Genomic DNA, 13300 nt, shown 5'->3' with positions numbered 1-13300 from the left:
AGATGGCATGTTTTCGCGGAGATTCCATCATGCATTACACCTGCCCATCCTGTGCGGCCATTAACCGTATCCCTGAAGATCAGCAGCAAAAGCTGCAGGCCCAGTGCGGGCGCTGCAAACAGCCTTTATTCAACGGTCATCCGGTGGAACTGGACGACAGCAATTTCCAGCGCTTTCTGCTGAAAAATGATCTGCCGGTGGTGGTCGATTTCTGGGCCAGCTGGTGCGGCCCCTGTCAGATGATGGCGCCGGTATTTACCCAGCTGTGCGGGCAGATGCAGCAACAGCTGCGCTTCGCCAAGGTCAACACCGAACAGGCACAGCAAACCAGTGCACAACTCGGCATCCGCAGTATTCCGACGCTGATTGTTTATCATCAGGGAAAGGAAATTGATCGTCTGGCAGGCGCGTTGCCGGCGCCACAACTACAGCAATGGCTGCAGGCAGCGCTGAGCAAGATTCACTGAACAGAATAAGCAGCCGTACCGGTGCGGTCAGCCGCCGGACGCTGTCCGGCAATATCGGCCAGCGCCTGCAGCACCGGCTGCAGCGGGCCTGTCACATCGGCACTGCTGCGGTATAACTGCTCCAGCTGACTGATGTGATTGCGCACCAGCTGCATCAGATGCCGCTCCTGATCCGGATCGAGATTGAGCAGCAACAGTTCTTCTGATAACTCCAGCTCCAGTTCCTGCACGGTTTCACGGGCACTGTTCAGTCCCTGATCCTGACGCTGCTGCAGGTGCTGTAAGGCGTATTCCACATCATCCAGAGCATCCAGCAGCGTCTGTTGCTGCTGCAGCTTGTGTTCGGTCGAAAGCGATTGCAAACGCGCATGAACACCGCTCATCAGTACACACAGGTGGTCTTTAATCCGGCCATAACGGGCTTTTTCCTGCCAGGGGACATTTTTGATCAGCACTGAGGCATTGCCAAAGTTCACGATCATGCGCTTTTCCAGCTCAATGATCCGTGCGCCCTCGCGGCAGCTCAGCAATAACTCCGACTCCAGTGGGCGCACCTGCTCAGCATGGGAGACAAAACAGAACTCAGGCCCCGTCCAGCAGGCTAAAACAGCATTCAGACCAAAGTTTTTCAGGCTGGCAATCAGCACAGAGGCCAGTTGTTCGCGGCTCTTACAGCCCATAACCTGTTCGATAAACCGGCTGATTTCTCCCTGCTCAGCGGAATGCGTCATCGCCTCAAATGCCGCCTGACGGGCCTCATCAGCCGACGACTGCAGAATTTCCCGCTGCTCTTTACTGAGCAGAGCGCGTTCAACCTTGGCGCGCATCTCGTCGATGTTGAAAGGCTTGCAGATAAAATCATCGGCGCCCGCCGCATAACCCTGCAGACGCTGCTCCAGATCACTCTGACCTGAGACAAACAGAATCGGCGTATGGCGTGTTGCTTCACGGGAACGCAGCATACGGCAAATTTCATAGCCATCACGCCCCGGCATCTGAATATCCAGCAAGATGCAGTCCGTCTCCGGACGCAGGTTATTCAGGAATCCCTCCGGGTCGGTAAATGCCTGTACATCATAGTTATCCAGAGCACGTTCAAGCAGCCTGATCATACTGATTTCATCATCAAGCAGCGCCACGTTGTTACAACTCATATCCCTCTCCCTGAGGCCGTCAGATATTTGATCTGTATCAACTATAGCAAAGCCCCTGTAAACAACAGGGATTGGCCTGATCTGTATCAAGAGGCTTTCTGTCAGAGCAGGCAATCTGAAAGCATCTTCAAAGGAGGCCCGATAATGACAATTGAACACCACGACCTGCACCGAGAGTTCCCGGATATGAGCGATCAGATCCGCACACTGAAAATGAAAGACCGCCATTTCGCCCGCCTGTTTGACGAGTATCATGAAGTGGACCGGGAAGTACGCAAAATTGAAGAAGCTGTTGAGGCAGCCTCAGATGAGCGTCTGGAGGGCCTGAAAATGCGCCGCCTGCATCTGAAGGATGACCTCTATGCGATGCTGAAAAGCGCCTGAGCATTTCTGCCAGACACAAAAAAGCCCGGATTTCCGGGCTTTTTTGTGGATAACGCGTCACTTATCAGAAGTTTTTGCGCACACCAATAACGAAATTCAGATCAGAATCGTCTTTATCGTTATTGTCGCCATAAGGGGTTTCATCGCTGATAAAGTCGGCGGCGACAAACAGATCAATCTTATGGAATTCGGGGAAATCACGGGCCAGTTCAACCCGGGCAGTCAGCGCTTTATCGTCAGCGTCATCCACCATCCACATACCAACGGCTACGTCCAGATAGAGGCGCTGAGGCAGGTGTTTTTCGAAAGTGACTTCCGGATACCAGTACTGAGCCTTTACGCCACGGTGCATATTGACAGACAGACCTTTGGCCGGGCTGGTACCCAGTTTGAATTCGGTCTCTTCACGACCCACATCAAACAGCGTGTTGTAAGTGCGCACACCCATATCGAGGTTAAATCCATCGAACTGGTTGTTATAGCCAAAATACACGTCCATCTCGACTGGCAGACCTTCTGCACCGTCCGGCTTATCAACATTGGAGAACCAGGCACCCGCATAGGCATTACCGTTTTTCACATCCGCACCGCCCTGCAAAGCCGGGCCGTCATCGGTCATGGTCAGACCACGGAACAGGTAATTTGAGACAAAAGCGGCGTTATACGTCACGGTGGCAGCAGATGCCGCAGACGAGAGTGCCAAAAAAGCCGGAATAGCCAGCAGGGTCGAACGTTTCATAGGGTTCCCTCAATGGATTAAACAGGAACCCTATGTCTATCACAGAGCGGTTACATAATCACCGCCCAAGGTTTCACAATCCAATAACGTTCACAGAAAGAGCCGCTACAGAATCACGGCCCACACCATTTTACAGTCCGCCAACGTCTTCGCCCTGCGCCTGCAGATCCGCATGATAAGACGAGCGTACCAGCGGGCCGCTGGTCACACGCAGGAAACCCAGACTCTTGGCGATATCACCCAGCTCTTTAAACTCTTCCGGAGTTGCAAAGCGCTTAACCGGTGAGTGATTTTTACTCGGCTGCAGATATTGCCCCAGCGTGATGTGATCAATGTTATGCGCGCGCATATCTTTCATCACCTCAATGACTTCTTCGTTGGTTTCCCCCAGCCCCAGCATCAGGCCGGATTTAGTCACCACCTCAGGACGGCGGGCCTTATATTCTTTCAGCAGCGTCAGCGACCACTGGTAATCAGAACCCGGACGGCATTCTTTGTACAAACGCGGCACGGTTTCCAGATTGTGGTTAAACACATCCGGTGGCGTTTCGCTGAGAATATCGAGGGCAATTTCCATACGGCCACGGAAGTCCGGCACCAGGGTTTCGACCTGAATCGAAGGACTGTGCTCGCGGGTCAGACGGATGCAATCGGCAAAATGCTGGGCGCCGCCATCACGCAGATCGTCACGGTCAACCGAGGTTATCACTACGTATTTCAGGCCCATATCGGCAATGGCAGTAGCCAGATTGATCGGCTCATCCACATCCAGCGGATTCGGACGGCCATGACCCACATCGCAGAACGGACAGCGGCGGGTACAGATATCACCCATGATCATGAAAGTTGCCGTACCGCCACCAAAACACTCACCGATGTTCGGGCAGCTGGCCTCTTCACACACGGTGTGCAGCTTGTGCTTGCGCAGCTTCTGTTTGATTTCGTTGATCTTCGGCGAAGCCGGAATGCGCACACGAATCCAGTCGGGTTTACGCGGTAACTCTTCGGTAGGAATGACCTTAATCGGAATACGGGCGACTTTTTCTGCGCCGCGCAATTTCTCGCCTTGAACCACTTTCGCCTTATCTGTCATGTCACGCTCCGGGCGCTTCGCTGCCGGCATTCAGCTCAGCCAGCAACTGTTGTTGTAAGGAAGCAATCACCGCCTCAATGTTCAGCGGCAGATCAGTTTCATCACGCATCTGGGTCATCTGCATGCCGGCATAGCCGCAGGGATTGATACGCTGAAAGGGCTCCAGATCCATATCGATATTCAGAGCCAGACCATGAAAGGAGCGGCCATTTTTAATACGCAGCCCGAGTGAGGCAATCTTGCGCCCACCGACATACACACCGGGGGCATCTTCACGCGGAGCAGAATCAATCTGCCACTCGCTGAGTGTAGCCACGATGGCACGCTCAATCGCCGATACCAGTGCCCGCGGACCCCAGCCAAGGCGTTTGATATCCACCATCAGATAGACCACCAGCTGACCCGGCCCATGATAGGTAACCTGTCCGCCACGGTCACTCTGCACCACCGGGATATCGCCCGGCATAAGCACATGCTCGGCTTTACCGGCCTGTCCCTGAGTAAATACCCGCTCATGCTGCAGAAACCAGAGTTCGTCTGGCGTCTGCTCGTCGCGCGCGGCGGTAAAGGCCAGCATATCGTCATACACGCGGGTGTATTCCTGCAGACCCAGCTCACGGACAAGCACAGCCGTCATCAGATCACCATATGGATATAGTCATGGGCCAGCAGGTCTTTGTGCAAAGCCTGCAGCTGTTCGATCCCTGTGGCCGTGATGTACACGGTCAGGGCACGGAAACGGCCATTGGAACTGTTGCGGATCTGAATGCGCTCAACATCGCATTCAGGCGCATGAATACGCACAATCTCCAGCACGACCTCAACATAGTCATCCTTACCATGTCCGAGAATTTTTACCGGATAGTTAGCGCAGGGGAATTCAATTTTTGGAGCTTCAGGCTGACTCACGTTTATGGCCTCTCTGTACATCAGAGCCTTATATGGTTGTAACCCATACGGAATTCAAGCGCCATCGGACTTTGGCCGAAGACGCCACATTATTCAGCGGCCAGAAACACAAAAGCCAGCCTGAGCCAAAACCCAGACTGGCACGTATTGGCCGCGTTCAATCAGGCAAACAGGCGGGCGAAGAACAGTTTGATACTGCCCCACAGACGACCGAAGAAACCAGCTTCTTCGACATCCGACAGCGCAATTAACGGACGCTCAGCCTGTACTTCACCTTCCATACTGACAGTCAGGGTTCCGACTACCTGGCCTTTCACGATGGGGGCTTCAAGAAATTCATCAGTCAGGATATTCACTTCCAGCTCACCTTTCATGCCACGTGGCAGTGTCAGGTAAAGCTCTTTTTCCAGACCAATATCCGCGGTTTCGGTTTTACCCAGCCACACCGGATTGCTTTGCAATACTTCTTCTGCGTTATAGACCTTACGGGTTTCGTAATAGCGGAAACCGTAAGCCAGCAGTTTCTGGGTTTCACGGGCACGGGCTTCTTCGCTGCGGGTTCCCATAACAACGGCAATCAGACGGGTGTTATCACGCACGGCAGAAGCCGCAAGACAGAAACCGGCTTCATCGGTATGACCGGTTTTCAGGCCATCAACGGAAGGGTCACGCCACAGCAGCTTATTGCGGTTTGGCTGACGGATATTGTTGTATTCGTAATATTTTTCGGCGTACAGCTTGTAGTAATGCGGATGGTCTTTAACGATGTGCAGCGCCAGCTTGGCAATATCACCAGCGGTCGACAAATGTCCTTCCGCCGGCCAACCGGTGGCATTTTCAAAGTGGGTATTGGTCATACCAAAGCGTTCAGCGTACTGATTCATCCAGCCGGCAAAGGCTTCTTCTGAGCCGGCAAAATATTCAGCAACCGCAACAGATGCATCATTACCTGACTGTACGATAATGCCGCGCAGCAGATCGATCAGTGCGACTTCGGTACCTTCGCGCACAAACATTTTCGAGCCGCCTTTACGCCAGGCTTTAACGCTGATCGGTACCTGAGTCTGCTCTGTAACATTACCCAGCTCCAGTTCATGCACAGCGATGTAGCTGGTCATCATTTTGGTCAGACTGGCCGGAGGCAGACGCTCATCCGCGTTATGTTCAACCAGAATGCGGCCACTGTCGGCATCCATCAGCACATAGGCGCTGGCGTCCAGATCCGGTGCTTTAGGCACAATTACTTCCGCCTGCACAGTGGAAGCCGTGATGGCAGAAATCATTACAGAAACTATCAATAGCAAATAACGCATAACAAATATTTAACCGTTGGGTAAACACGGGCGCGCATTGTAACACGCTGAACATTTTTTGCAGGGGGCAGAAAACGAAATCCTGACGACTGTTCCTCGCTCCCCCACCGATGTCCGTTTGCCCCTGTCAGATGAATTGGCGGGCCATAACTGAACCGGAGTCCGACCATGACTGACCGTAAAAACCTGTGTCTGGTTCCCTCGTCAGTGGCGAAAAAACGATATAAAAAAACCCGGCCAAAAAGCCGGGTTTTTATTTTTGCTGTGGAGACTTAATCCCCCGCCTGGCGCACCAGAGAAACTTCGCGGGTCGGATGCAGCGTAACAAATGGGCCGCTGTCAGCCAGTGTCTGATAGCTGTGACGCAGACGGAATGATTTATCCAGGCGGCGCAGACACAGTGTCAGACGCACGGTCAGCCAACGGTAATCGGCCTTGTCCTGAGTATGAACAACCACCGATGCATCGTTATCCAGGATAGCCTGACAGATTGGTTGCAGACCATCGGCAATATCACGGTCACGGCTGGCAATTTGCTCGGCCGACACCGGGTAACTGGCCAATGGCGCAGTATCTTCTTTTGCTTCTTCCCACAGCTCAGAAACTTCATTACTGCCGGCACTGGCTTTTACCGCAGGCTTAGGCGCCACAGCTTTAACCACGGCGACAACAGGAGCAGCTTTGGCAGCGGGTTTAGCATCAGCTTTAGATTTAGCAGTATTGGCCTTTTCTGCATCAGCCAGACGTTTTGCAGCAGCGGCTTTTTCCGCTTTTTCCGCTTCAGCACGACGCTGACGCTCTTCTTCCTGACGACGCAAACGATCCTGTTCGGCTTTTTTCTTTTCTGCCGCAGCCAGACGTTTTTCTTCTTCCGCCTTACGCTTACGCTCGGCTTCTACCTTGGCTTTTTCTTTTTCTGCGGCTTCAGCCAGTTGCTTCTGACGCGCCAGCTCTTCTTTGCTCGGGCCTTTTTCTTCGGCACGGGCAACCACGTTAGGCGCCCCTTTATAAAGCTTATCCAGTTTATCCTGGCTTTCTTCCAGTCCCGGCGTCAGGGCTGCAACCAGCCAGACTTTATCCAGATAACCCTGAGCCTTGTCGTATTCTTTGGCAGCAATCGCTTTGTTTGCCAGCGCTACATAGGCCTCGCCCCACTGATAGGCCAGTGGCACAACACGGAAATCGTAGGGAGCCTGCTCACGGAAAGCGTCGATACGCTCCAGCGCGTTATTGCCCGCCGGGCTGGATAAACGCTGTGCAGCAATATCGGCTTTGATGCTGCTCAGCAGCTGATCCAGGTTCTGGGTAGCGGCCTGGGAATTCATCGCCAGCAGTAGAGCAGTTAGGGTAATCAGTCGTTTCATAATGAGCAGCTTTATTTTGTTATCGTTTTGTCGGACACAACTAGGCTGGTAAGATGCAAAGAATCGCCCTCTGATGTCAAGTTCCATCTGTCATTCACCTGTAATACGCGGAGAAAAAACCATGTGGCTACGCCTCGGTTCACTGTTATTTGCCGTTCCCGGCATTATTTTGCTGACACTGTACGGAATCGAAATGTCGGCCGTGACTGAATGCAGCCAAAGCGGTGGTTTTTACGACTTCATCAATGCCCGCTGTGCCGATCAGCCGCAACCGCAGAGCAGTTACTATCAGCGCCACGGCACGCTGGTCAATCTGATGATGCTGCTGTCTGTGCTTGGCACCTTTGCCATGGTCTGGGGCATGTTGTTAAAAGGCATGACCCGTCCGCAGCAACCATCCTGACAGGCCTTTTATCCGGCGCCCGGTCTAAGGGTCAGGCGCCGCAGCACTTCTTGTATTTTTTCTCGCTGCCACAAGGGCAAAGGTCGTTACGTCCCGGCTGCAGCGGCTGAAAGTCAGCCTTACCATCGACATAGCGCCAATGACCATCCGCAGCTAAAGCAAAAGCGGAGACTTCGCTCAGACAGAACCAGTCTTTGCCTTCACAAAAACGCGCACTGAAACTGACCGTCGCTCTGTCGCCATCCTGCTGTGAATCATGCACCGTTAAGCCAAACCAGCGGGTATCGTTATCCAGCGGTAATTCTGCCGGGCGGGTACGGCTGTCCCAGCTTTCGAGCAGATACTCCTGCATACCAAAGACAAAAGCGCTGTAGCGTGAGCGCATCAGGGCTTCAGCGGTTGCAGCAGGCTGCCCCTGATGCAACCGCTGGCAGCAGTCACCATACAGACGGCCGCTGCCACAGGGGCAAAGAGCTTCTGCCTTGCTGCTCATTGCAGACGTCCACTGTCACCCTGACGCGCCAGCGACAGTAACTGCCCTATCGCCTGCGCCAGCGATTCGCTGCGCTGTGGTGAGCGGAATACTTCCATAAAGCGTTCACGCATCCCCGGCAACGCCAGCAGGTCGGCGACCAGCGCATTAAAGGCATTTATGCCCTGTTCGTTAACCGCCAGACATTCGAGATAAGCCAGCAGCAATCCGCCCTGCAGATCACGCCAGCAACGGCTGCCCAGCGCCGCCAGCAACTCCACTGAACGGCTGTGCGGATGTTGCAGCAGCAACTGCAGCAACAGCACGCGCTGATCGGCATTAACGCTGTGCGATAACGCACGGGCAAAGGCCGCCAGATCAGCCACCTCAGCACCGCCCGCGACAACCTGTGACAGGCTGTCATTGATCGCGGAAGTCAGTGCCTGACCCGGCGCAGCATTTTCCAGGAAACCCAGCACCACATTACGCGGCACCGCGGGTAAATTTGGCAGCGCCTTGCACAGCAGGGTTTCGTTCTGCTCTTCCGCCAGACGCGCAACCACTTCGGCCAGCCCCTGCAGACCGAGCTGCTGCCAGTTATCCCAGCCGATATCACCGCTCAGGTAAGCACGTGCGGTTGCATAGTATTGGGTAGTCTCCTGCCCCAGAGCCTGCAGCGCCAGTGCATGAAAGTAGGCCATACGGTTGGCATCCGGTTTGTAGCTGCAGGGCGCATCGCCGTGCTTCTGATCCGGATACTGGGCAACCCGCAGCCAGTGTTGCAGGAAGGCATCGCGCGGACCCGGCTGCAGAATGTTCTGCTCATCCAGCGGCAACTTAACAAACCAGATATTGTGCTGCCCCGGCTCATCGGGATTCCAGCTGAGAATGCCCAGCCAGGCATGTTTCAGATAGGGCACCGGATAGGGTTTCTGCATCTGCTCAAAGGCTTTGAAGTCCGCCAGAGGCACTTCTTCGATGCGTCGCCCAAGATCAAATACGCGCATCTGCGCGCCGCTTTTGGCTACCAGTTCAGCAATGGTCACAACTTAGCTCCACAACAATGGGCTGATGGCGATCAGCCCACAGAAAATTCAACGGCGGGCAGTTTACCAGTTTTTGTCCCGCAGCCGGGTATATCCGCACCAATTCCGATAAACTGACGTTTTACCCCGCATAGCCTAAGGGCCACAGGAGTTGTTATGGGTCTTATTTTCGCCATTATGGCAGGCATGATTATTGGTGGAGCCGTGGTGGCATACCGGCTGAGTAAACGCTGGCAGCAACAGGTGAAAGAGGCAGAAAAAAGTCTGCAGGAGATTGCCGATCAGCATCAGCAGGAAGTGGCTGCTGCGCGCGAACTGAAACAAAAAGTCGCCGACCTGCAATTTCAGCTTAATCAGGCGCGTAACGAAGTACGGGCGCTACAGGATAAGCAATAAGCTCAGTTCAGGGGCCTTTACGGCGCTGTAACACTCGGCTTATCAACAGCGCGACCAGCGTTGCCAGCCCCAATCCCAGCAGTAATTGCCAGGGTTGCAGTACGGTCAGGGCCGCCTGACCAAACCAGTAAACCGGCAGCAGATAAAACGCCGCCCAGGCGGCTGAAGACCAGCTATTTACCCACCAGAAACGCCGTACCGGCATGCCACAAGCGCCGGCTACCCCCGGCACCAGAGGCCGCAACGGGCCGATAAAGCGCCCAAGAGCAATGCTCCACACACCATAACGGGCAAAAAAGTGCTCAGCCGAAGGCAGCCAGTCAGGGTGACGGCGGAAGATATTCCAGTGCGCAAGCCGCGGTCCATACCAGCGGCCAATATGAAAACTCAGACCGTCGCCACACAGCGCTCCCGCCGCTCCGGCAAGCCACCACCAAACAACGGGCAACCCCTGCTCCGCCGCCAGAATGGTCAGCCCCACCAGCAATGCCACACCGGGAATAAATAACCCGACCACCAGCAGCGACTCTGCCAGCGCCAGAACAAAGACCGCTGGCAACAGCAGCCAGCCATGCTGCTCAATAATGCCGGGGACGTCTGCAAAAAAACCGGATAGTGCCGACTCCATCACAACCGCCCGGGCTGTTGCCGGTTGACCACGCGTGGACGCAGCAGGGTATTCCCCTGTATTCTCGTGTGCGTACACAACAACAATAAAAGACAGCTCATGACCTCTTCCACTTCCGCCACCGATACCTCCCGCATCAGCATCAGCGCTCACTATACCGGCTACATCTGGTACAAGCACGGCCTCTCCGCCCCCGGGTTTATTACCGGTATGGGACGTGTCGCCAATGCCGCACTCAGCCCGGTTAATGCCTTTTTACGCCTGGTGGCCGGGGCTGATATCGATACCTTTTTACTGCAGCGGCACTCTGTTATTGATCATCAGGTCGAGCGCCTGATCGAAGAAGAAGGCGTGGAGCAGATTGTTGAAATCGCCGCCGGTCTTTCGCCGCGCGGTTATCGCTTTAAACAGAAATATCCGCAGCTGACTTATATCGAAGCCGACCTTCCCGGTATGGCCAGCCGTAAACAGGCACTGCTGGCGGAGATTGGCCAGACCAGCGGTCACAGTGTCCGGGCCTGCAATATTCTGCAGCAGGAAGGGGATGATTCTATTGCCGCACTGCTGGCCAGCCTTGATCCGGCGAAGAAAACCGCCATCGTTACCGAAGGCCTGGTGAATTATTTTGATCTGGTCACCATCCGCAGTGTCTGGACCCGGATGGCGGAGGGGCTGAAAGGATTTCCGGCCGGATTTTACGTCACCGATTTATACCCGGATTTTGCCGACCATCCGTCATACCGCTACGTAAAATTCGCGCAGAAACTGGTGGGATTTTTTACCCGCGGCCAGTGGCCACTGCACTATCCGTCGGATGCCGCAATTAAAAAAGGGTTTCAACAGGATGGTTTCAACGAGGTACGGGTACACGACCCGGCAGAGTTCTACGGCAAACTGAACCTGCCACAATCAAAAACAAAAACGCTGGTGCGGATTATCCGCGCCAGCGTTTAGTTCCAGAGCAGCTCTGAGTCATTCAGAGCTGCTCTGACCGCTTTATTTAATCGGCAAAGGCCGCCAGCTGCAGGCTGGCACGTTTTTGTTTCTTCAGTTTTGCCGATAAACGTTTTTCCAGATCCTTACTGTCCTCTCCCATCTGCAAGCCAACCGCGGCGGCACTGATAGAAATTTCCGCAAAGGGTTTCCATGCCTGTTGCTGCAAGGTGCGCTTAACCCGCTCCATCAGCACAATGGCACCATCTTCCGGACAGTTCGGTAACACCAGGACAAACAAATCATCGGCCAGGCGGAATATTTCGTCTCCGGCACGGATCTGGCGCTGTGTGCGTTCAACAAAGCGCGGCAGAAACTGCGACATAACCCGGTTACCGTGGATATCAATCAGCTGACGGTAATCATCGATCACCAGACCAATCAGACTGACACTGTGACGGGTCGATTCACTGCGGGCAATCTCGCGGGTCAGGGCATGAAAAAAGTGACGGCGGTTATAGGCACCGGAGGTCTGATCGGTCAGTGCCAGACGTTTCAGCGACCAGCCTTTTAACAGCGTTAAATAGGCAAAGCACCAGGCCGAGCCGAGCAGCAATGAATAATTGGTGCCGGTGCGCAGCGCCAGCATAAAGCCATGATCCAGCCACAACAGCAGGGTCATCAAAACCGCGACCACCACATTAAATACCGTGGCCGGATACAGTGGCAGGCAAAAGTAACTGAACAGCGGCAGAGCATATAAATAATGCGTCATCAGCTGTGGATACTGTGGCAGCTGATACAGCGCCAGCGCAGCCAGGGTAAAAATCAGCGGATAATTAATCCAGGAGAAGATGTCACGGTCGCGATTGATATAAATAAAGATCGCACTGAACACAAACGCCGGGATGGCAATAGCATTACTCAACACCAGCGGGTACAACCCCTGCCGGTACTGATCGTACATCAGAATACCAATGGCGACCGAAGCCAGCAGATACACCACCGCCTGCAGTCTGGGTAATAATTCGTCCTGCGATAAATCAGCCAGCATGTAACGCCTCCATAACCCGGCGGATCAGACTGTGAGCATCGTCATCCGGTTGATAGGCTTCCACATGCACCGGCAATTCTTTCAGTGCAGCGAATTTCTTATCGGCCATACAATCCAGCAACTGAGCTTTCAGCTCTTCAGAATCCTGTGGATCACTGTGCGGCATAACAATCACAAAGTCATCGGTATTCAGGCGGTAACAGGCATCGTATTTGCGCAGACACTTACGCAGTTTATTGCCGAGATAACTCAGGCGCTGCTCATAGTCTTCCACTTTCAGGCTGTGCCAGGCTTCCGGTGTTGCCACGGCCATTAACATCAGACTGCTGCGCTGACGGTCAGCACGGGTCATTTCTTTATTCAGATCCAGATACAACTGGTGCTCGTTATACACCTGAGTCAGCGGATCAGTATTCACAATCTCGGTCAGAGCACGGTTATTGCGTTCATTAATCAGGGCGTACATCACCGAAAAGGTGTAACAGGCCGCGTAGGTAAACAACATCTGCAGGCGGCTGTAATTATCAAAGTCTTCCAGTACCAGTAATACCAGCACCGCGCTGTACGCAAGGGTAATGTAACTGGCCAGGCGGAAGGGAAACAAAAAGTAGGTATACACCGGTACAAAATAAATCCAGTGCGCGACCTGTGCACTCTGATGCATGCCAAACAGGGTAAACACCGATAACAGCCCCACCAGCACCCACTCAGGGTAAGGGGATGAGCGCTTTTTACGGCGCACTAACAGATAGCCGGCATACACCACCAGCGCCAGCGAAAAACCGGCAGCAATCATGGCAAACTGTTTTTTATCTTCGAGCAGATCCAGGGCGGCAATAATGCTCAGCCCCAACGCCGCCAGCAGGCAATAAAGGACTTTAACCTGCAGCACGACCAGGCTGTGAAACTGCGTTTTTTCCATAACCGAGAGAATCCGTAGCTGAA

General features: G+C 53.9%; 17 protein-coding genes. 5 read left to right on the top strand and 12 right to left on the bottom strand.

What is annotated here, in order from left to right; all coding sequences use genetic code 11:
• The first annotated feature begins 29 nt into the window (after positions 1–29).
• A complete protein-coding gene (gene trxC, locus HUF19_RS03880; RefSeq protein ID WP_260998584.1) occupies positions 30–467 on the top strand; it encodes a thioredoxin TrxC in 438 nt (145 codons plus the stop codon).
• Here the strand turns inward: trxC and HUF19_RS03875 are convergent.
• Positions 461–1621, bottom strand: coding sequence for a response regulator (locus HUF19_RS03875; RefSeq protein ID WP_260998583.1), 1161 nt, complete (start codon positions 1619–1621; stop codon positions 461–463). The genes trxC and HUF19_RS03875 overlap by 7 nt on opposite strands.
• Before the next feature lie 144 nt (positions 1622–1765).
• Between HUF19_RS03875 and HUF19_RS03870 the strand changes: the two genes are divergently transcribed.
• Positions 1766–2005, top strand: coding sequence for an HP1242/YdcH family protein (locus HUF19_RS03870; RefSeq protein WP_260998582.1), 240 nt, complete (start codon positions 1766–1768; stop codon positions 2003–2005).
• Positions 2006–2069: 64 nt separating this feature from the next.
• Here HUF19_RS03870 and HUF19_RS03865 read toward each other — a convergent pair whose 3' ends face one another.
• From HUF19_RS03865 to HUF19_RS03840, 6 genes are all read right to left on the bottom strand, one after another.
• Positions 2070–2744: a TorF family putative porin gene (locus HUF19_RS03865; protein WP_260998581.1), complete on the bottom strand. Its 675-nt coding sequence runs from the start codon at positions 2742–2744 to the stop codon at positions 2070–2072.
• Between the two features lie 130 nt (positions 2745–2874).
• Positions 2875–3837 (bottom strand): lipoyl synthase, encoded by a 963-nt coding sequence (gene lipA / locus HUF19_RS03860; RefSeq protein WP_260998580.1) that lies wholly within the window; start codon positions 3835–3837, stop codon positions 2875–2877.
• Position 3838: 1 nt separating this feature from the next.
• Entirely contained in the window at positions 3839–4474 is a 636-nt protein-coding gene (gene lipB / locus HUF19_RS03855; RefSeq protein ID WP_260998579.1) for a lipoyl(octanoyl) transferase LipB, read from the bottom strand.
• The gene (locus HUF19_RS03850; RefSeq protein ID WP_225692204.1) at positions 4474–4746 is read right to left on the bottom strand and encodes a YbeD family protein; all 273 of its coding nucleotides are present in this window, start codon (positions 4744–4746) and stop codon (positions 4474–4476) included. Before HUF19_RS03850 ends, lipB begins: the two co-directional genes overlap by 1 nt.
• Before the next feature lie 161 nt (positions 4747–4907).
• Complete coding sequence (locus HUF19_RS03845; protein WP_260998578.1) at positions 4908–6059, bottom strand: D-alanyl-D-alanine carboxypeptidase family protein; 1152 nt, start codon at positions 6057–6059, stop codon at positions 4908–4910.
• 272 nt (positions 6060–6331) lie between these two features.
• Positions 6332–7423 (bottom strand): hypothetical protein, encoded by a 1092-nt coding sequence (locus HUF19_RS03840; RefSeq protein ID WP_260998577.1) that lies wholly within the window; start codon positions 7421–7423, stop codon positions 6332–6334.
• Positions 7424–7544: 121 nt separating this feature from the next.
• Here HUF19_RS03840 and HUF19_RS03835 point away from each other — a divergent pair, with 121 nt between their 5' ends.
• The gene (locus HUF19_RS03835) at positions 7545–7826 is read left to right on the top strand and encodes a hypothetical protein (protein ID WP_260998576.1); all 282 of its coding nucleotides are present in this window, start codon (positions 7545–7547) and stop codon (positions 7824–7826) included.
• Positions 7827–7857: 31 nt separating this feature from the next.
• On the opposite strand, the gene HUF19_RS03830 is transcribed toward HUF19_RS03835, so the two are convergent.
• Positions 7858–8319, bottom strand: coding sequence for a YchJ family protein (locus HUF19_RS03830; protein WP_260998575.1), 462 nt, complete (start codon positions 8317–8319; stop codon positions 7858–7860).
• On the bottom strand, positions 8316–9344 hold the full coding sequence (locus HUF19_RS03825; RefSeq protein ID WP_260998574.1) for a DUF3549 family protein: 1029 nt from the start codon (positions 9342–9344) through the stop codon (positions 8316–8318). Before HUF19_RS03825 ends, HUF19_RS03830 begins: the two co-directional genes overlap by 4 nt.
• 156 nt (positions 9345–9500) lie before the next feature.
• Here HUF19_RS03825 and HUF19_RS03820 point away from each other — a divergent pair, with 156 nt between their 5' ends.
• Entirely contained in the window at positions 9501–9740 is a 240-nt protein-coding gene (locus HUF19_RS03820) for a hypothetical protein (RefSeq protein ID WP_260998573.1), read from the top strand.
• A 7-nt stretch (positions 9741–9747) separates the two neighbouring features.
• Here HUF19_RS03820 and HUF19_RS03815 read toward each other — a convergent pair whose 3' ends face one another.
• Positions 9748–10368: a DedA family protein gene (locus HUF19_RS03815; protein ID WP_260998572.1), complete on the bottom strand. Its 621-nt coding sequence runs from the start codon at positions 10366–10368 to the stop codon at positions 9748–9750.
• Positions 10369–10467: 99 nt separating this feature from the next.
• Between HUF19_RS03815 and HUF19_RS03810 the strand changes: the two genes are divergently transcribed.
• A complete protein-coding gene (locus HUF19_RS03810) occupies positions 10468–11322 on the top strand; it encodes a class I SAM-dependent methyltransferase (RefSeq protein ID WP_260998571.1) in 855 nt (284 codons plus the stop codon).
• Between the two features lie 46 nt (positions 11323–11368).
• Here HUF19_RS03810 and HUF19_RS03805 read toward each other — a convergent pair whose 3' ends face one another.
• Complete coding sequence (locus tag HUF19_RS03805; protein WP_260998570.1) at positions 11369–12355, bottom strand: GGDEF domain-containing protein; 987 nt, start codon at positions 12353–12355, stop codon at positions 11369–11371.
• Complete coding sequence (locus HUF19_RS03800; protein ID WP_260998569.1) at positions 12345–13277, bottom strand: GGDEF domain-containing protein; 933 nt, start codon at positions 13275–13277, stop codon at positions 12345–12347. Before HUF19_RS03800 ends, HUF19_RS03805 begins: the two co-directional genes overlap by 11 nt.
• Positions 13278–13300: the final 23 nt, after the last annotated feature.

The organism is Thalassolituus hydrocarboniclasticus (assembly GCF_025345565.1).
GTDB lineage: Bacteria > Pseudomonadota > Gammaproteobacteria > Pseudomonadales > Oceanobacteraceae > Venatoribacter > Venatoribacter hydrocarboniclasticus.
The sequence above is the reverse complement of the archived record's forward strand: the minus strand, read 5'-3'. Positions and strand labels throughout refer to the sequence as shown.